A 19,347-nucleotide genomic window follows, 5' to 3' on the forward strand; every position below is an offset into this window, starting at 1 on the left:
TTTGGAAATATTGTTGGGCAACTAATGATGGAACAACAAATCAATATAGAACAATTAGTAATGTTTTAAACATTTGGTTCCAGTAACTTTTGCTGCATCGATATAATTCACAAAAAATGGGTGTAAAAACTCATCGTATTGGGAAAGTAAAAAGCATAAACGGCAGGATGGTGAGCTGAAAACAACGAAAGAGAAACTAACGAATATAAATATTGAACATATCAAACAATACATTGCATATAGGCAACGCCGTAATAAGCAGTGCTATGTATTTATAATGCTAATCAGTTTACATTTTTCAAGAGAATGTAACTAGTGGCAAGGTTAAAATAACAGAGCTAAGTATAGTCTAAAAGAGACATAATTCAATTTGAATTAGAGTCTTTTTGGTTGTAGTTTTGCTGGATACTCGTTCTTAAACGTTATACAACTTTTATAAATTGTAAAAGGATTTAACTATGGAGTTTAAAATAAAACAAAAGAATACGCTTAGATTAGGATTAAATTGAGATAAAAAGGATAAGCAATTTAGAAGGAAAATAAAAAAATAAAGATACACGACGATTAAAAGGTTATACATTTTTGCAATTATTGTATAATGTTAAGTGGAAGGCAATCTATCTATATACATAAGGATGAACGAACGTAACCGAATAATTATTAGGGGAGCTCATGAATAAAAAGTCATTGTTATGGGAGCGGGTGCAGCAGGAATGGCAAGTACAATTCGCTTGCAACAAGAGGGATACGAGGTGGAGCTGTTTGAAAAGGATGCACTGCCGGGAGGGGGCAGATTCGAGTCTAAACAAAAAGATTACAGAGGGGGAAACACAATATGTTAGGTAAGAAAAAGGTGATTGTAATAGGCGGAGGGCTTGGTGGTTTATCAGCTGCGATCTCACTTCAGCAAAAAGGATACAATGTTGACCTATACGAACAGAATCATCATCTCGGCGGAAAGTTGAACCGTTTGGAGCAGGATGGTTTTGGTTTTGACCTGGGTCCATCCATACTAACGATGCCTCATATATTCGAAACTTTATTTCAGCAAAGCGGAAAACAAATGAGCGATTATGTTCCGGTTCAGCGATTGGAGCATCAATGGCGCTCATTTTTCCCGGACGGTAATACACTTGATTTATTTGAGGATTTACAGGATATGGAGAACTTGAATCCTTCTCTAACGAAAAAAGACATTAAACAATACAAAAAACTACTGGAATATTCTAAAGGATTATATGAAATAACGGAGCAAGGGTACTTTAATCAAGGGTTAGACAATTTAAAGGAAGTGCTCCAATATCACGGTACGTTTCAATCATTGCGGAAATTTGATTTATCTTCCACAATGTTTGATGCAATTGATAAAAGAATAAAGAACCCGCAATTCCGGGATATGCTAAGTTATATTGTAAAGTATGTTGGATCTTCCACCTATCATGCGCCGGCTGTTCTAAATATGATGATTTACATGCAGCATGCCCAGGGAATTTGGTATGTACCTGGTGGAATGCATAATTTAGCAAATGCTTTAGTGAAGTTAGCAGAGGAGATTGGTGTGACATTCCATCTTGGGAAAAAGATCGTGAAATTAGATAAAAACAAACGAGTTATTACAGCTGCCTATACAGATGATGGAATGAAGTTGACTGCCGATTATTTTGTTTCCAATATGGAAGTCATCCCAACGTACAAACAATTAACAGAAGAAAAAGAAAGTTATACCGATAAATTAGATAAAAAATTCGAACCCGCAAGCTCGGGGCTTGTTTTACATTTAGGGGTTAAAAATAGCTATCCGCAACTTGCCCATCATAATTTCTTTTTCTCCAACAATATGAAAAAACAAATGAATCTGATTTTTGATAAGCATGAACTGCCTGATGACCCGGTCATTTATTTAGTGAATGTGAATAAAACTGATCCAAAACAAGCACTGCCAGGCCATGAGAATCTGAAAATTCTTCCACATATTCCTCACCTTCAAGAGAAGCCCCTAACTCGACAGGAGTATACCGAGTTTGCTGAAAAGGTATTAATCAAGCTGGAAAATATGGGATTGGACAGACTTAGAGAAAGTATTGTCACAAAGGATATGTGGACACCGCATGATATTGAACGAACGTACTCTTCAGACCGCGGGGCAATTTACGGAACCGTATCCGATAAGAAAATGAATAAAGGATTTAAACATCCGAAGCAAAGTGAACGTTATGACAATTTATATTTCGTCGGGGGAACCGTCAATCCAGGCGGCGGCATGCCAATGGTTACGCTTAGCGGGCAGCAGGTGGCGAAGAAACTAATGGAAAGAGACAGGCTGAAGTAGACAGCGTATTAGCTATTAGACAAAAGCAAATGGAAGGAACATGATCAATGGAAACTTTGTATTTGGTTGTGCAAATACTATCCTTACTCGGATTATTATGTGGTGTGCTGATGTTTTGGTCTACAAGAAAACCACCAGCAAAAGAGGGGAATCAGCCATTACCTGCATTGTCGATCATCATACCAGCCAGAAATGAAGCGCTTCGGTTACCGCCATTGTTAAAATCACTCCAGCAGCAAAGTTGGAAGCGTTTTGAAATAATTGTAGTCGATGATGGTTCCTCGGATCATACTGCTGAAGTTGCATTGTCATACGGAGCGAAGGTATTAAATAGTAAAAAAGTAGGCGGGATGAGCCCGGGTAAATCCAATGCTTGTGCGTACGGGGCACAATCTGCAAAAGGAGAATGGCTGCTGTTTTTAGATGCGGATGTTCAGCTTGCCGATGAGGACAGCCTTGAGCGCATGATGAATAGCTTCAGCAAGCAAGAAGGAAAAGGGATCTTATCCATTCAACCGTATCACCGGATTGTAAAATGTTACGAAAATTTATCCGTAATATTTAATATTATTGTGCTGACAGGAATGAATGTATTTACCGTTTGGAAAGGAAAGTTTGCAACGGCAGGATCATTTGGACCATGTATCCTTTGTGATAAGGAGAGCTATATTTCAACAGGGGGGCATGAGGCGGCGGAAGAGTCGATTATGGATGACTTTGCACTGAGTGATGTTTTTTTAGCTAAAGACTTACCGGTAACCAATTATGCCGGCAAAGGGATTATTAATATGCGTATGTATGAAGAGGGACCGAAACAATTATTGGAAGGCTGGACAAAAAATCTGGCAACAGCTTCACAGTCTACTCATAGATTTGTTATGATGCTCATTCAGCTTTGGATTTTTGGTGTCATAATGGCAGTGTTGGCACCAATTCTCGCTTTTTTGACGGAATCTTCTGTGGCGCTCTTATGCGGAATTATTGTCTACTTATTATACGGAGGGCATGTGTATTTTCTGGCGAGAAGAGCAGGGAATTTTCATCTCACGATGTTCTTGTTCTATCCTTTTTTTGTTTTATTTTTTACAGCCGTATTTTTATATTCATTATATCGCACACATGTTTTACATTCGGTCATGTGGAAAGGCAGAAAAATCAAAGTGTAATAGGAGAGAGGTATGACAGTCATAAATGCAATTTGGCTTCTCATTGTTAATATAATGGTATGGCTTGTTCTTCATTTTTCGATTTCAGCGCTCTGTTTCAAAATTCCTTTACGCTATTTTTTGAAGGATGTTGTATTTCTCCGTATTGCAGAGTGGGAGGAAAACGGGAAGATATGGAACCGGTTATTTTTAGTGAAGAAATGGAAAAGGCACTTAATTGATGGGTCTTCGATTGCAAAGAAAAGTTATAATAAAAGCCATTTGCACGGTACAAAGCGGGAAGATTTAAAGATTTTTGCAGCTGAAACAAAAAGAGCGGAGATAACGCATTGGCTGCTAATTTTGCCAGCGCCCCTTTTTTTCATATGGAATCCTGTTTGGGCAGGCTGGATTAACATCGCCTATGCACTCTTCGCCAACTTCCCATTTATTATGACGCAACGTTATAACAGAGGACGAATTGAGTCTATTGTAGGTTTATCTAATCGTAGCAATTAAAAAGTATATCTATATCGTTCAATCGCAAAATAAGACGTATGGAAGTTCACTATGTTAAAATTTTATTGAAATAATGTTTGAAGGAGACGATAAAATTGGGTCAGTCATTACAAGGTAAAGTAGCGGTTGTAACAGGTGCTGCACGCGGAATAGGTAAAGCGGTAGCGGTAGCATTAGCAAAAGAGGGTGTGAACGTAGGGATCATTGCACGTTCGGAAGAGGCACTACAGCAAGTAGCGAAAGAAATTGAAAGCCATGGCGTTAAAGCTGCTTATGCAGTGGCGGATGTTTCGAATTTAGAACAAGTACAGAAGGCTGCTGCCCATCTAAAAGAAAAGTTGGGGTTAACGGATATTTTAGTTAACAATGCAGGTGTCGGGAAATTTGAAAAGCTCGTGGACATGGATCCGGCAGAATTTAAAGAAATTGTCGACATTAACGTAATGGGTACTTTTTATGTATCGCACACAATTGTACCGCAATTAATCGAGAAAAACGCGGGTGATGTTATTAATATTTCATCAACAAACGGTTTAAACGGTGCGGCAACATCAAGTGCATACAGTGCTTCTAAATTCGGTGTCATCGGCTTAACCGAGTCACTTGCTGCAGAAGTGCGCCGTAACAATATTCGCGTAACAGCATTAGCGCCAAGTACGATTGCAACAGATTTGGCGGATGCACTGAACTTAGTGCCTGATGAAAAAAGAGATCAATATATGCACCCTGAAGATATTGCGGATTATATTATTGCTCAATTAAAGCTGAACAATCGCATGTACATTAAAAACGCGACATTAATGAATACAAATCCATTCTAATCATGGACCGGTTTTCATAACTGTTGAATATGAAAAAGCCCTTCATTCTGTTTGCTGCAGACTGAAGGGCTTTTTTTAATAATTCTATTTTAGGGTGTAAAAGCGATTAGAATTCCTCTTTTAATATAGAGTAATAAACACTATCTACGAGAGTACCTTTAATCATATGATTTTTTCGCATCGTTCCTTCATGGGTCATCCCTAAACGTTGCATAACTTTAGCGGAGGCCGCATTTTGAACGTGAGATTCAGCAAATACACGTTCTAAGCTGAGTGTATTGAAGGCTAAGGCCAATATTACTTTGCTTGCTTCTGTTATATAGCCTTTTCCCCAGAAGCTGCGGTTTAATGTAAAGCCGAGTTCCCCGCTTTTATTCCATTCATGGACACGGAACTCGATTGCACCGATCATTTTATTGCTTTCTTTTAATACAATTGCATACTTCCCGGCAGGTTCTTTCATAAAATAATTCTCAATCATCTTCTTCGTTTGTTCCAGATCTTTGTGTGCATGATAAAGAAATTTCGTCGTTTCCTCATCCGCAGTATATTCGTACATATCTTCAGTATCCTCAATAGAAATCGGACGTAAAAAAAGACGCTCGCTTTCCAGATGACTGTTTTTTTCTAGTAATAAATTAAGGTTTTCCATTTGTTTTCTCCAATAATATGACTTTTATTCGAGAGTGTTATAGGCTTTCTTATCATAACATAATATACATTTTTTAACAAAAACAGATATGTTTAGTATAAACTTAGGGTATTAAAGTGGAAATTAATCAAATGGAAGTTGAATGAACTGATCAATAATAAAGGAGGCAGCACCGAGGGCAATTGCACGATCCTTTAATTTCGAAAATTGCACAGAATAGTTATCCCGCTGAAAATGCATAGTATTAGAGTGAATTGTATCTAATATTGATTGCTCGATAAACTTTTGCGCTTTTATAATTCGATTACCAATAATAATTTTTTCCGGGTTAAATGTTTGAATTAAATTGGTGATACCGAGACCGATATAGTACCCGGTTTCCTTGAATAACTGTATAACATCTTCATTGCCCTCTTCAGCTAAAGTAATTATCTGCTCTAATGTTAATTCTCTTTCTTTTAGCATATAAGTTGCATCATGGATAAGGGCATATTCTGAGGCATATGCTTCCCAACATCCATTACGGCCGCATGTGCATTTACGTCCATTCATATGTATGATGGCATGTCCGCTTTCGCCCGAATAACCGTTAACCCCTAGATAAATATTATGATCAATAATAATTCCGACACCTAGCCCGATTCCTATACTTAAATATAATAGATTTGAAGTTTCTTTATTATTTTCAAAAATATATTCTGCATAAGCACCAGCATTGGCCTCATTCGAAATATAGATTGGGAAGTCAAAGTGATCACGTAAATAGCTGCTAATATCAAAATTTTCCCACCGTAAATTGGGCGCAATAATAATGACACCGTCTTTATTAACGGAACCAGGAACAGCAACGCCTAATCCGACGATCGAGAATGGGCTAGGGGGTACATTTTCCATGAGTAATTTTATTAAATCCAAAATACTTTTTAAATACGCGTCAAGTTGGATTGTTGGTACGAGTTGGAGATTATCGAAAACAATTTCCCCTTTTAGATTAAAAACTGCACCATATAAATAGTTAACGCCAATATCAATGCCAAGTGCAAAGCCAGCTGTTTCATTAAACCTTAATAACCGGGATCTTCTCCCTCCAGTTGAAAAATCTTTTCCATCTTCTACGATTAATCGGTCCTCTATTAGTTCAGTTACTAGATTTGCAACAGTTGCTTTTTTTAACCCTATTTCTTCAATGATTTCTCCTCTAGAAACGATTCTTTTAGAGAAAATATAATTTAAAATTTGCTGCTTATTGAACTTTTTCCCTATTTGTTGATTCCATGACAAAGTAACAATCCCTCCAATACAAAACGATCATAAATTTAATTAAAGTATAACAAAAAAACTTTGTTCATCCAATAGACAAACAAATATTAACATGTTATCCTAATTTTAAATTAAGAATATTACAAATATTAGAAGGGGTGTAGTTCATGTATAAATGTAAGGGCTTTCTTTTTGGGATTCTGTTAGTAATGTCAATGTTATTGGTGGCTTGTGGGCAGGATGCAGGAGATTCAAGCACAGGCAAGGCTAGCTCAAGTGATTCAGCAGGGGATAAATTGAAGATTGGTTTATCGGTATCGGACTTAACATTAGAACGTTGGCAGCATGACCGTGATTTCTTCGTAGCTAAAGCCGAAGAAATGGGTGCAGAAGTCGTAGTGCAGTCTGCAAATGGTGATGAAGCAAAGCAATTATCGCAAATACAAAATATGCTGTCTCAGGATTTAGATGCATTAGTAATTATTGCGATTAATTCTGATTCTTTATCTACTGTTGTGGAGCAGGCAAATGCAGAAGACGTTCCAGTATTAGCATATGACCGATTGATTAACGGGGCAGATATCAGTGCATATGTTTCATTTGATAATGTACGTGTGGGCGAGATGCAAGCGGAGTATTTAGTGAATTTAAAACCTGATGGAAACTACTTCTTAATGGGGGGATCTCCAACGGATAACAACGCAAAAATGTTCCGTGAAGGGCAAATGAATATTATTCAGCCATTAGTTGATAAAGGTGATATTACAATTGTAGGCGATCAGTGGGCGAAAGACTGGGATGCAAATGAAGCATTAAAAATTATGGGAAACGCATTAACTGCAAACAAAAACAATATTGATGTTGTCGTTGCTTCAAATGATAATACGGCGGGTGGCGCAATTCAGGCGTTAGAAGCTCAGGGATTAGCTGGTAAAGTACTAATTTCTGGGCAAGATGCTGACCTGGCAGGTGTTCAGCGTATTGCAGAGGGATTACAGACAATGACGGTTTACAAGCCAATAAAAGCAATTGCTGAAAAGAGTGCAGAAGTAGCGGTTCAATTAGCAAAAGGTGAGGAAGTTACTGCTACGGATTCTGTAAACAATGGCCAGATGGATGTTCCATTCATTAAGCTGGACCCAATTTCAGTAGGTAAAGATGAACTTATGACAACAGTTATTGAAGATGAATTCCATAGCTATGATGATGTATATAAAAATGTTCCGGAAAGTGACCGTCCGTAAATAACAGCAAAAGGAGGGGAGAATTTCCCTCCTTTCTTCTAAATGAGGATATCGAGAATGGTGGTGGAAACATGACAAAATATGTTTTAGAAATGAAAGGAATAACAAAAGAGTTTCCAAGTGTTAAGGCTCTGGACAATGTTACTTTTTCAGTCCGAAAAGGTGAAATCCATGCTTTATGTGGTGAAAATGGTGCAGGGAAATCGACCTTGATGAAAGTATTAAGCGGCGTTTATCCGGCGGGCACATACAGTGGGAAAATTTTAATCAAAGGTAAAGAAGCAAGTTTCAAAAATATTAAGGAATCACAAGATGCAGGAGTGGCAATTATTTATCAGGAACTGGCATTGGTTGGTGAAATGACGATTGCCGAAAATTTATTTTTAGGACATGATTTAATGCGCTCGGCCGTTATTAATTGGAATGAAATTTATAAAAATTCGATGGTAGCACTTGAAAAGGTTGGTTTAGATCTGGACCCACAAATGAAGGTATCCGAATTAACGGTAGGAAAGCAGCAACTTCTGGAAATTGCAAAAGCCCTGACGAAGGAAACGGATATTCTAATCTTAGATGAGCCGACAGCTGCTCTTACAGAAAGTGATGTAGCTGTTTTAATTAAATTGTTAAATGAACTTCGAAAACAAGGTGTAACATGCATATACATTTCGCACAAATTAGGAGAAGTAATGGAGCTGGCTGATTCTGTAACAATTTTACGTGATGGTCAGACAATCTCAACGAATTCCATCGAGTATCTCACTGAGGAAATGATCATTACAAAGATGGTTGGTCGTGAACTGACGGAGTTATTCCCTTATGAGGTGCATGAAATTAGTGATGAAAATGTATTACATGTAGAAAACTACACTTCATACAATAAATCAGGAAAAAAAGTTGTATCTAATATAAATTTCAATGTTAAAAAGGGTGAAATTGTAGGCTTTTCCGGCTTGATGGGAGCCGGCCGCTCAGAGCTGTTTATTAGTTTGTTTGGCGGAATGCCTGGTAAAAAAGAAGGTACGGTCAAATTAAATGATAAAACCGTAACAATTAAATCACCGGCAGATGCCATTAAAGAAGGATTTGCTTATGTATCGGAAGATCGTAAGCGCTACGGTCTAGTACTAGGAATGGATATAGCAAAAAATACGACACTAATTGCATTAAACAAGGTGATGAAACTAAATGTGATTAGCCAAGCACTTGAAGTAAGAGCAGCAGAAGAGATTACAACCAAGATGAAATTAAAAGCACCTAATCTAGACATAGAGGTAGGAAAGCTAAGTGGCGGAAACCAGCAAAAGGTTGTTTTGAGTAAATGGATTATGAACAATCCAAAACTATTAATCTTAGATGAACCTACTAGAGGGATTGATGTTGGTGCTAAATATGAAATTTATAAAATTATGAATGAGCTCGTTCAACAAGGTGTAGGGATTGTACTAATTTCATCTGAGCTGCCCGAAGTTTTAGGAATGTCAGATCGAATTCTTGTTATGTGTGAAGGGAAAATTACGGGTGAATTTACAAGAGAAGAAGCAACGCAGGAAAAAGTAATGATGTGTGCAACTGGAGGGGAAAAACGTGATTAATGAACAGACAATCAAAAAAGAAAGTAAATTATCCTTCAAATTCGATTTACAATCCTATACCTTAATTCTTGCTTTAATTTTTATTGCTATTATTTTCACATTTTTTACTGACGGAGAATTCTTATCTTCTCGTAATATTTCTAATTTATTTACCCAAATGTCAATCATAGCTGTACTTGCGGTAGGAATGACATTAGTAATTGTGGCAGGTCACATCGATTTGTCGGTAGGTTCAATTGTCGGAGTTACCGGTGGAATTGCCGCGATGCTGCAAGTTTGGCAAGGATGGAGTACACCGGTTGTTGTCCTCGCAGCAATTATAATTGGAGGTTTAATTGGATTATGGCAAGGATGGTGGGTGGCATACCGAGCAGTACCAGCATTTATTGTTACCCTTGGCGGTATGTTGATATTCCGAGGGGTTTTAATCGGCCTATCGGATGGTCAAACGATTTCATCATTAAACCCAAGTTTTAAACAAATCGGGAACAGTTACTTACCATTTATACCAGGTTATATTATAGCTGCTATAGCCGTTATTTTAATGATAGCTTTCACGGTAAATAGTCGTAGAAAGCGTAAGGAAATGGGCTTATTATTATTGCCTTCTGTAATCGATTACGGAAAAGTGACAGTTTATTCTGTTGTTCTAGTAGTCATTACGTATATGTTGAATCGTTATTTAGGTATTCCAATCCCGTTTTTAATTGTAGCGGTAATTGCGCTTATTTTCATGTTTATTACAACAAAAACGGCATTTGGACGCCGGATTTATGCAATAGGCGGCAACCCGGAAGCAGCAGCATTATCCGGAATTAATATTAAGCGAAATACGTTATATGTATTTATCAGCATGGGTGCATTGGCAGGTGTGGCAGGTGTGTTATTAACAGCACGTTTAAATGCAGCAACAGTTTCTGCTGGGAACAGCTATGAACTGGATGCCATCGCAGCCTGCGTAATTGGCGGTACATCTTTAATGGGCGGTAAAGGGAAGATCTTTGGTGCGATTATTGGTGCACTGATTATGGCAAGTATTGATAACGGAATGTCGATGATGAATATCGGCGCATACTGGCAGTATATCGTAAAAGGTTTGATTTTAATTTTGGCGGTATGGGTTGACATCATTTCTAAACATAAATAAATCGGGGGAATATTATATGTCATATTTCAGCAATATCTCAGCAATCAAGTATGAAGGACCAAAATCAACAAGTGATTTAGCATTTAAATACTACAATCCAGAGGAAGTTGTTGGTGGGAAAACGATGGAGGAAACTTTACGTTTTGGAGTAGCCTATTGGCATACATTTACGTATGATGGCGGAGATCCGTTTGGTGCAGGAAATATGGAGCGGTCATGGGACAGATTTTCCGGCATGGACCTAGCAAAGGCACGTTTAGAAGCTTCATTTGAATTTTATGAAAAGTTAAATGTGCCATTTTTTTGCTTCCATGATGTAGACGTTGCACCGGAAGGCCAGTCATTGGCGGAAACGAATAAAAACCTGGATGAAATTATAAACATGATGGAAAAATACATGGCTACATCAAAAACTAAGCTCCTATGGAATACAGCCAATATGTTTTCAAACCCACGCTTTGTTCACGGTGCTGCGACTTCACCGAATGCAGATGTTTTTGCCTATTCGGCTGCGAAAGTGAAAAAGGGCTTGGAAGTAGCGAAGCGTTTAGGTGCTGAAAACTATGTCTTCTGGGGTGGTCGTGAAGGCTATGAAACACTGCTTAATACAAATATGAAGTTAGAACAAGATAATCTTGGTAAGTTCTTGAACATGGCGGTAGATTATGCAAAAGAAATTGGTTATGAAGGTCAATTCTTGATTGAACCAAAGCCAAAAGAGCCGACAAAACACCAATATGACTTCGATGTAGCAACAGGGATTGGTTTCTTGCGTACGTACGGATTAGAAAACAAATTCAAATTCAATATAGAAGCAAACCATGCAACATTAGCCGGGCATACATTTGAGCATGAGTTACATACAGCACGTATTAACGGTATGCTGGGCTCAGTGGATGCCAACCAGGGCGATACATTACTTGGATGGGATACGGATGAATTCCCTACAGATCTTTACACAAACACGTTAGCGATGTATGAAATTTTGAAAAATGGCGGCCTCGGAAAGGGCGGTTTGAACTTTGATGCAAAAGTACGCCGTGGATCATTTGAGCAGGATGATTTGTTTTATGCACATATAGCGGGAATGGACTCATTTGCTGTCGGACTAAAGGTTGCCCACAAGCTATTGGAGGATGGTGTGTTGGAAAACTTCGTAGATAATCGTTATAGCAGTTATAACGAAGGCATTGGCAAACAAATTGTTGATGGGACTGTCGGCTTCAAAGAGTTGGAAGAATATGCTTTAGGGCTTGGGGAAGTTAAAAACAGCTCAGGTCGCACAGAAAAATTGAAAATGATTATAAATCAGTACATTTTAAATGTTATAGCTGAATAATTGGGGTCAAGAAGCTTTTTGAGGCTAGAGCAAAAGATTTATACTTTTGGTCTAGCCTTTTATGCAGTATACGGGTGGAGGCAGAAATATGAAGTATGTAATCGGGATTGACCTAGGAACAAGTGCTGTAAAAGCACTGTTAATGAATGAGCAAGGAACTATTGTCGATGAAGCATCAAGGAGCTATCCGCTTGTTCATGAAAAGCCAAGTTACTCAGAGCAAAATCCAAATGATTGGGTGACTGGAACTAAAGCGGCAATTCAGGAAATTGTTAAACGGTTTACAGGAGATGTTTCTACTATTATAGGGATTAGTTATTCTGGACAAATGCATGGATTGGTGCTACTTGATGAAAATAATGATATTCTTCGACCTGCAATCTTATGGAATGATACGCGGACAACAGAGCAGTGTAAGCAAATTATTGAACAAGTTGGGCAGGAGGACCTGCTGAGAATTACTAAAAATAATGCTCTTGAAGGTTTTACGTTACCAAAGATTCTATGGGTAAAGGAATATGAACCGGAAATTTTCAAAGCGATAAAAACTTTTCTATTACCTAAGGATTATGTGCGTTTTGTGATGACTGGAAATTTGCATATGGATTATTCCGATGCGGCAGGCACATTATTACTGGATATAGAAAAGAGCGAATGGAGTCAGGAAATAGCTGCAGTGCTGGGAATTGATTTAGCAATATGTCCACCGCTTGTGTCATCGGCAACAGAAGTGGGGCAATTGACAGAGGAATTTGCTAAAAGCACAGGATTAACGACCGCAACTAAGATTTATGCTGGTGGTGCGGATAATGCTTGTGGGGCAATTGGTTCTGGTGTTGCAGGCGATGGTAAAACAATGGTCAGTATTGGTACATCGGGAGTTCTATTATCATACGAGGAATCCAATACAAAGGATTTTGAAGGAAAGGTACACTATTTTAACCATGTTGTAGAGGATGCTTTCTACACAATGGGGGTTACGTTGTCGGCTGGGCATGCCCTTAGCTGGTTTAAAGAGAGATTTGCGGAAGGGCAGTCTTATGATGAATTATTTGCGGGGATTGATACAATTACTCCCGGAAGTAACGGATTATTATTTACACCGTATATTGTAGGTGAACGCACACCTTATGCTGATTCTACAATTCGTGGAAGCTATATTGGCATAGATGCATCACATACAAAGCAACATTTTGCGCGGGCTGTGATGGAGGGAATCGTTTTTTCACTGCGTGATTCGTTAGAGATTTTCCGCGCCTCGGGCAAAGATATTACCGAAATGGTTTCTATCGGCGGTGGCGCAAAAAGTCCAGTCTGGCTACAAATGCAGGCCGATATTTTTAATGTAACGGTGTATAAACTAAAAAATGAGCAAGGGCCAAGTATCGGTGCGTGTATGATTGCAGCGGTAGGAGCGAATATATACACAGATTTTGAAGAAGCTGTTCAGGTTTGTGTTCAAGTAGAAGGGAAATTTGAACCGAATCCTGAGAATGTTGAAATATACAATCAACTATATGCGGTATATCAACAGATTTACATTCAGACAAAAGCGTTAAATGAACAATTAAAACTATTTCGCTAGGGAGGAATTCATAATGAACAAAGTAAAATGGGGTATTTTAAGTACAGCCAATATTGCGCAAACGCAACTGATTCCGGCTATAAAACGTGCTGAAAATGCGGAAGTCATTGCAATTGCCAGCCGTGGTCCAAAGGTACATGCGATCGCTGAAAACTTAGGAATCGAAAGAGCTTACGAGAGTTATGATGAATTATTAAATGATCATGAGGTAGAAGTAATTTATATTCCACTCCCAAATGATTTACATAAAGAGTGGGTCATTAAAGCAGCAAAGGCAGGAAAGCACATTTTGTGTGAAAAACCTGCTGCATTAAATGAAGCTGATTTAGAAGAAATGATTACAGTTTGTAATGAAGAGAATGTACAGTTTATGGAAGCGTTCATGTACCAATTTCATCCACAGCATATGCGAGTAAAAGAAATTATTGATTCTGGAGAAATTGGTGAAGTAAAACTTTTTAAATCAAGTCACTCATTTTATTTAACAGATCGTAAAGGTGACATTCGCATGAACGCAGAAAAAGGTGGGGGTGCTATCTGGGATGTTGGTTGTTATTCGGTTCATGCAATGCAACTCATTTTGGGAAATGACGTTAAGTCACTTTCATTTAAAAGGGTTGCAGATTCAAAAACTACTGTCGATATTTCTGCGTTTGGAATAGTAGAGTTAGAAAATGGAATCCACGGAATGATCGATTGTAGTTTTGATATGACAGAACGAAATGAATATGAAATAGTGGGGACGAAGGGAACGGTAAAAGTTAAAAATGCATTTAGACCAGACCGTCTAAGCGGGAATGGACAAATTACTATCAATACTTTAACAACAGAACGTATCGAACAAACCGGAGGAGATATATACAAGCAAGAGGTTGAATACTTCTCCAATGCTGTACGTACTAATGGAGCCCTGACAGTACAGCATAATTATTCACGCAAAAACGTGGGGATTTTGCACGCGATTCAGCAATCGGTAGACACAAATCAACAAATCGTATTGGCTGATTACGTTTGCAATGATTGAAGTTAGATCTTTTGGTCAAATAAACAAGCATCCCGTTTATGAAGTTATTTTAACGAATACGAATGGGATGTATGTAAGCAGTTGTACATTAGGGTGTACGATTACGGCAATCGCTACCCCTGATGCTAATGGAATAATTGAGAATGTTGTTTGTTCATTTGATACGGCAGAAAAATATAAACAAGATCCGCAGTTTTTTGGTGCGGCGATTGGACCTTTTGCAGGCCGTCTTGAAGATGCTATTTTAGAAATCAATGGAGTTTCTTTTCAAGCGAGGGCAAATGAGGGACACCATTTATTGCACGGCGGAAATGACGGCTTTCACAATCAGCTATGGCAATTTGAAACAGGTGTATCCTCGCGTGGACAGTTTGTAAAATACTTTTTTAATTTTGAATCCGTTGATTTTCCTGGAGAGTTAAATATGTCTATAACCTATACATTAACAGCCAGTAACGAGCTAATTATTTCGTATGAAGGTATAAGTGATGCTGATACAATTTTAAATTGTACAAATCATAGTTACTTTAATCTAAGCGGAAATTTAAAGCGTACGATTGAAGGGCATACATTAAAATTTTCCAGTAGAGGAATGCTTTATATTGATGAGCAGGGGTTACCGCTGGGCAATATAGAATATGTAATTGGAACAGTATTTGACTTTAACGAAAAGAAATATTTGAGAGAAGTCATTGGTAGTAATTTTTCTCAAGTTAAAATGGCGAGCGGAGGCATAGATCATCCGTTTCTATTGGAGAAAAAAGAAATCGAGTTATTGGATGAAGAGAGTGGTCGTAAACTTACGATTATAACGAATGAGCAAGCTTTAGTCGTATATACAGGAAATAAAATCGGCAGTGGCTATTCGTTTAAGGAAGCGCCCGCACAAAATTTTTTAGGTGTTTGCCTAGAAGTGCAAAATGTGCCAAACAGCGTAAAACATAAACATTTCCCCAGTTCAATAGTAAAAAAAGGAGTTCCTTATCGGCGTGAAACAATCTACAGATTTACCCATCTATAAAATATACATCCATGAATAGAAGAAGCACCATTCGATTATGAAACGAATGGTGCTTTTAACCTTACATATTCGATTGATGGGCAGTGGAAATTTTTTCTTCTCTTCCATTTGTTTTTCTCGTTAAAGAAAAGACTGCACATGCTAACGCAACAAGTACAAGTGCACCGCCATACCAAGCTGCATGTGAAATCGTGTCTGTTTGAGTGATTACGATTCCGCCAAACGCTGATCCCATTGAAATACCGATCTGTAAAGCCGAATTATTAAAGCTTTGCTGAATATCGGAAGTAGCAGGATCTGTCTGAATCAAGTAGCTTTGCTGTGGTGGTGATAAACTCCAGCTTAGCGCTCCCCAAATCATCATAATCGGTATGAAGATGATAAGAGAGAAGGTTGTGAATGGCAGGATAAATAGCACGACTGCAAATGAAACAATAACGAAAATGATACTCTTTGGTGCACCAATTTTATCCGAAAGCGTTCCGCCAAATGCGCCGCCGCTTACTGCAGCAATCCCGAATAATAAATAGCAGAGACTGATCCAGCTGGAATTCAGACTTAGTTCTGTTTCCAAAAATGGTGTGAAGTACGCGTACATCGTATAGTGTCCAGCCAGCATAAACATCGTTGCAAGATGGGCACTGCCGATTTTGGAACTGGCAACTGCCTTTAATTGTTGCGAAAGTGGAATTGTCATTTCCCCAGGAACCTTCTCTAAAAAGATTGAAATGAGAATAAATGAACCTACCGATAAAATCGCAATGCCTAGGAAAATTACACGCCATCCGAAGTAATCGGAAATTAAAATGCCAAGTGGTACACCTAATACAAGCGAAGAACTAATTCCCATATAAATGAAACCAAGTGCCTTCGCACGATGCGCCGGTGAAACTACTTTTGCAGCGAGGATTAACGAAAGCACGGTAATCAGTGATGTACTCATTGCACTTAAAATACGGGCAACCATCATAAATGTGTATGTCACACTGAAATACATCATGATATTACTGATGAAGAAAATAAACAACGAAATAAGATATAACTTTTTTCGTTCAACTTTGCTCGTTAAAACTAATAATACAGGACCGGCGATTGCATAAATAAGGGCAAATACAGTAATCAGTTGTCCGGCAGTACTTATTGAAATATTCATATCAGTTGCAATGATTGGGAGAATGCCTCCAACGATCAGTTCCACCAACCCGACAGCAACTGTTGATAATGCGAGTATTAAAACTTTGAAATTCATATTTTGTCTTACTTCCTTTCTTATAAAAAATAAAAAAATCCTGATTACAAAAAATGAAAAAAAATCATTTTCTGTAATCAGGATTTTATGGTTCCTGGTAGAGACCCTCAAGCCATATTCTTGAGGTTATACAGTTACTATTAACTTGGATAAATGAGCACTTTGATAGTTTACTCGTTTTCGAAAAAAATTTCAAGTATGTGTTTTTTAGTAAAAAGCTGTCCTCGTAATAAGAGACGAGGACAGCATGCTGAATGAAGCGTATAATTAAAAGCTGAAGTGATCCGGATCCGGCCCGATACGTAAATCTTGGTTAAGGGAAAGCTTTTACTTCCGATTGAGATAGGCGTGGATGGTCAATTCCCGCAAGCAGAAAAGCACCAATTTTCTTATAAAGAAAATTGATTCTTTTCATTTTGTATAAGGTCCGTGGGGCAATTCTAATCGACAGCCCGTGTATTATTTATATTTTAAACTTATGCATTACTTGCTGTAAGTGATCGGCCATCTGATTTAAAGCATGAGCAGAGGCACCCATTTCTTCCATAGAAGCATGGATTTCCTCCGTTGTAGCCGCCACTTCTTCAGCCGCAGCAGCAGTCGTTTGTGCATGAGTCACTAATAAAGTTGCTGTAGAGGAAGTTTGTTCTACAGAAGCCGCCATTTCCTGGGCAGTTGCTGTAACATCATCCACTTTAGGGGCGATAGTTTGCAGTGCCTCTAAGATTTGATGGAATTTTCCGGCTGTCTCGTTTGTCAGCTGTATACCCTGCTGAACATCTGTCTTCGCATGGTTCATCAATGCAACGGAATTTGCCGTGTCTTCCTGAATTCCTCTTATTAATAGATTGATTTGCTCTGTTGATTGCTGTGAGCTCTCTGCAAGCAGACGAACTTCCTGTGCGACAACGGCAAAGCCTTTTCCATGCTCACCCGCACGAGCGGCTTCAATGGCCGCGTTCAGCGCTAATAAATTTGTTTGGTTTGCAATATTATTAATAACATCTACAATACTTCCGATTTCATCAATGCGCTTTGATAATGCGCGAATTTTTTCATCTGATTGTGCAACCGAGTCATCGATTGAATTCATTTGATTCACTGTGTTTTGAACGACGATATTTCCTTCGTTTACTGTACCGATTGCATTAGTCGATAGAGAAGTGACCTCGTATGAACGATTTGCAATTTCAATAATATTTTGACCTAATTGATTCATCAATTGTGCGTTTTGTTCATTACCTTTTAGTTGCTCGTCAGTGCTGATGGCTACTTCTTGTACTGCGTGTGCGGATTGCTCCGTCGCCTCGATTGTTAAATTTGTACTTTCTTTCAATGAGGAGGCGGCTTCTCGAACACCTTCCGCACTATGCAACCCTTGTTGTATTAGAGTACTTAAGTTCTCGCGCATTGTATTAAATACTTGTCCTAAATGTCCAATTTCATCTTGGGTATTAATATTTACTTTTACGGATAAGTCACCTTCACTAATAAGGGTTGCCTTTTTAGATAATTCCTGAAGTGGTCCATTAATTGACCGGATAATCAAATAGACGAAAACTGCTGCGATAATAAAGGCAATAAAGACAACTGTTAAATCATTAAGCAAGTTTTTATTTGCAACTGCCTCTGCTTCGCTATCAAATGTTTTCGCAAGCACGGTCCATCCTGTTTGTTCATTTTTAACGTAGAAAGTTTTGGTTTGATCATCTTTAATAACACCATTGTTTTCATTAATATTATTACTGATTGACTCCCCGGCTGCTGAACCAATTTCAATATCAGGTGCTGCCATAAAATTGTTTTTGCTATCCAAAAGCATGGTGAAGCCTTTCTCGCCAATCACTACTGAATCATTAATCTCAGCTAATTTTTGAATCGCCAAATCAATCCCGATAACGCCTGACTTGTCCGCTAATTGTTGTGCAATCGTTACAACAAGAGTACCGGAACTTGTTGCAATGTAAGGATCGGTAATAATTACTTCTCCCTTTGCTTCAATTGCCTGTATATACCATGGACGTTCCCGTGGATCGTAGCCCGCTTCATATTGATGTGCGGGGCGACGTAGCATTTGACCATCAGCTGTCCCTACATAGGCTATGTTGATTTCTGGGTGAAGTGTGAGATATTCATCGAATAGTGAATTAATTTTATTATCATTTTCCAGGGTATCTTGTGAAATATAGGATGAAAAGTATGACATTTGCTGAAGCTTTGGCTGAATTGTTTCTGTAATCTTTGAATTTAATAAATTTAAACTTTGTTCAGCAGTTGACTCATGATCTTCAAAAATCAGGTTTTTTGTATTGTTATATGAAAAAAAAGATACAGTTAAGGTTGGTATTAAGAGTACTATTGCAAATGCAAAAACAAGTCGAAATTTAATGGACCACTTAGTAAAAAATTTCAAAATT

Annotated in this window: 16 protein-coding genes and 1 riboswitch; of the genes, 12 read left to right on the plus strand and 4 right to left on the minus strand. The window is 38.2% G+C overall.

What is annotated here, in order from left to right; translation table 11 throughout:
• Window positions 1-713 precede the first annotated feature (713 nt).
• The 5 genes from MHB58_RS20270 (at window position 714) to MHB58_RS00945 (ending at window position 4,814) form a co-directional block, all read left to right on the plus strand.
• A complete protein-coding gene (locus MHB58_RS20270) occupies window positions 714-842 on the plus strand; it encodes a hypothetical protein (RefSeq protein WP_158310130.1) in 129 nt (42 codons plus the stop codon).
• Window positions 836-2,329 (plus strand): phytoene desaturase family protein, encoded by a 1,494-nt coding sequence (locus MHB58_RS00930; RefSeq protein ID WP_340734519.1) that lies wholly within the window; start codon window positions 836-838, stop codon window positions 2,327-2,329. The genes MHB58_RS20270 and MHB58_RS00930 overlap by 7 nt, the downstream gene beginning before the upstream one ends.
• 47 nt (window positions 2,330-2,376) lie before the next feature.
• The gene (locus tag MHB58_RS00935) at window positions 2,377-3,495 is read left to right on the plus strand and encodes a glycosyltransferase (RefSeq protein WP_340734520.1); all 1,119 of its coding nucleotides are present in this window, start codon (window positions 2,377-2,379) and stop codon (window positions 3,493-3,495) included.
• A gap of 12 nt (window positions 3,496-3,507) precedes the next feature.
• Window positions 3,508-3,993: a glycosyl-4,4'-diaponeurosporenoate acyltransferase CrtO family protein gene (locus MHB58_RS00940; protein ID WP_041865809.1), complete on the plus strand. Its 486-nt coding sequence runs from the start codon at window positions 3,508-3,510 to the stop codon at window positions 3,991-3,993.
• Between the two features lie 95 nt (window positions 3,994-4,088).
• A complete protein-coding gene (locus tag MHB58_RS00945; protein WP_008407502.1) occupies window positions 4,089-4,814 on the plus strand; it encodes a 3-ketoacyl-ACP reductase in 726 nt (241 codons plus the stop codon).
• Between the two features lie 106 nt (window positions 4,815-4,920).
• Here the strand turns inward: MHB58_RS00945 and MHB58_RS00950 are convergent, their stop codons facing one another.
• Together MHB58_RS00950 and MHB58_RS00955 are read right to left on the minus strand one after the other, a co-directional pair.
• Complete coding sequence (locus MHB58_RS00950; protein WP_014825024.1) at window positions 4,921-5,466, minus strand: GNAT family N-acetyltransferase; 546 nt, start codon at window positions 5,464-5,466, stop codon at window positions 4,921-4,923.
• A 123-nt stretch (window positions 5,467-5,589) separates the two neighbouring features.
• Window positions 5,590-6,747 carry an ROK family transcriptional regulator gene (locus MHB58_RS00955; RefSeq protein WP_014825023.1) on the minus strand — a complete coding sequence of 386 codons (1,158 nt, stop codon included), beginning with the start codon at window positions 6,745-6,747 and terminating at the stop codon, window positions 5,590-5,592.
• A 146-nt stretch (window positions 6,748-6,893) separates the two neighbouring features.
• On the opposite strand from MHB58_RS00955, the gene xylF reads away from it, so the two are divergent.
• The 7 genes from xylF to MHB58_RS00990 all read left to right on the plus strand — a co-directional run bounded on the left by xylF (window position 6,894) and on the right by MHB58_RS00990 (window position 15,681).
• A complete protein-coding gene (gene xylF, locus MHB58_RS00960) occupies window positions 6,894-7,970 on the plus strand; it encodes a D-xylose ABC transporter substrate-binding protein (protein WP_340734521.1) in 1,077 nt (358 codons plus the stop codon).
• 71 nt (window positions 7,971-8,041) lie between these two features.
• A complete protein-coding gene (locus MHB58_RS00965) occupies window positions 8,042-9,565 on the plus strand; it encodes a xylose ABC transporter ATP-binding protein (RefSeq protein WP_340734522.1) in 1,524 nt (507 codons plus the stop codon).
• The gene (locus tag MHB58_RS00970; protein WP_014825020.1) at window positions 9,558-10,712 is read left to right on the plus strand and encodes a sugar ABC transporter permease; all 1,155 of its coding nucleotides are present in this window, start codon (window positions 9,558-9,560) and stop codon (window positions 10,710-10,712) included. Before MHB58_RS00965 ends, MHB58_RS00970 begins: the two co-directional genes overlap by 8 nt.
• A 16-nt stretch (window positions 10,713-10,728) precedes the next feature.
• Window positions 10,729-12,051, plus strand: coding sequence for a xylose isomerase (gene xylA, locus MHB58_RS00975; RefSeq protein WP_014825019.1), 1,323 nt, complete (start codon window positions 10,729-10,731; stop codon window positions 12,049-12,051).
• Window positions 12,052-12,139: 88 nt separating this feature from the next.
• On the plus strand, window positions 12,140-13,636 hold the full coding sequence (gene xylB, locus MHB58_RS00980) for a xylulokinase (RefSeq protein WP_014825018.1): 1,497 nt from the start codon (window positions 12,140-12,142) through the stop codon (window positions 13,634-13,636).
• Between the two features lie 13 nt (window positions 13,637-13,649).
• Complete coding sequence (locus MHB58_RS00985) at window positions 13,650-14,660, plus strand: Gfo/Idh/MocA family protein (RefSeq protein ID WP_014825017.1); 1,011 nt, start codon at window positions 13,650-13,652, stop codon at window positions 14,658-14,660.
• Complete coding sequence (locus MHB58_RS00990; protein WP_041865807.1) at window positions 14,653-15,681, plus strand: aldose epimerase family protein; 1,029 nt, start codon at window positions 14,653-14,655, stop codon at window positions 15,679-15,681. The genes MHB58_RS00985 and MHB58_RS00990 overlap by 8 nt, the downstream gene beginning before the upstream one ends.
• A gap of 61 nt (window positions 15,682-15,742) precedes the next feature.
• Here MHB58_RS00990 and MHB58_RS00995 read toward each other — a convergent pair whose 3' ends face one another.
• Entirely contained in the window at window positions 15,743-16,930 is a 1,188-nt protein-coding gene (locus MHB58_RS00995; protein WP_014825016.1) for an MFS transporter, read from the minus strand.
• A gap of 54 nt (window positions 16,931-16,984) precedes the next feature.
• Window positions 16,985-17,084: riboswitch (purine riboswitch) on the minus strand.
• 309 nt (window positions 17,085-17,393) lie between these two features.
• On the minus strand, window positions 17,394-19,343 hold the full coding sequence (locus MHB58_RS01000; RefSeq protein WP_340734523.1) for a methyl-accepting chemotaxis protein: 1,950 nt from the start codon (window positions 19,341-19,343) through the stop codon (window positions 17,394-17,396).
• Between the last annotated feature and the right edge of the window lie 4 nt (window positions 19,344-19,347).

It is taken from the genome of Solibacillus sp. FSL K6-1554 (assembly GCF_038005185.1).
In the GTDB taxonomy this organism is placed as follows: domain Bacteria; phylum Bacillota; class Bacilli; order Bacillales_A; family Planococcaceae; genus Solibacillus; species Solibacillus silvestris.

Excerpts from the sequence above, each read along its gene's own strand:
- xylF (WP_340734521.1), top strand. The coding sequence starts at position 6,894 with ATGTATAAATGTAAGGGCTTTCTTTTTGGGATTCTGTTAGTAATGTCA.
- MHB58_RS00985 (WP_014825017.1), top strand. The coding sequence starts at position 13,650 with ATGAACAAAGTAAAATGGGGTATTTTAAGTACAGCCAATATTGCGCAA.
- MHB58_RS00935 (WP_340734520.1), top strand. The coding sequence starts at position 2,377 with ATGGAAACTTTGTATTTGGTTGTGCAAATACTATCCTTACTCGGATTA.
- xylA (WP_014825019.1), top strand. The coding sequence starts at position 10,729 with ATGTCATATTTCAGCAATATCTCAGCAATCAAGTATGAAGGACCAAAA.
- MHB58_RS00940 (WP_041865809.1), top strand. The coding sequence starts at position 3,508 with ATGACAGTCATAAATGCAATTTGGCTTCTCATTGTTAATATAATGGTA.
- xylB (WP_014825018.1), top strand. The coding sequence starts at position 12,140 with ATGAAGTATGTAATCGGGATTGACCTAGGAACAAGTGCTGTAAAAGCA.
- MHB58_RS20270 (WP_158310130.1), top strand. The coding sequence starts at position 714 with ATGGCAAGTACAATTCGCTTGCAACAAGAGGGATACGAGGTGGAGCTG.
- MHB58_RS00990 (WP_041865807.1), top strand. The coding sequence starts at position 14,653 with ATGATTGAAGTTAGATCTTTTGGTCAAATAAACAAGCATCCCGTTTAT.
- MHB58_RS00930 (WP_340734519.1), top strand. The coding sequence starts at position 836 with ATGTTAGGTAAGAAAAAGGTGATTGTAATAGGCGGAGGGCTTGGTGGT.
- MHB58_RS00995 (WP_014825016.1), bottom strand. The coding sequence starts at position 16,930 with ATGAATTTCAAAGTTTTAATACTCGCATTATCAACAGTTGCTGTCGGG.
- MHB58_RS00965 (WP_340734522.1), top strand. The coding sequence starts at position 8,042 with ATGACAAAATATGTTTTAGAAATGAAAGGAATAACAAAAGAGTTTCCA.
- MHB58_RS00950 (WP_014825024.1), bottom strand. The coding sequence starts at position 5,466 with ATGGAAAACCTTAATTTATTACTAGAAAAAAACAGTCATCTGGAAAGC.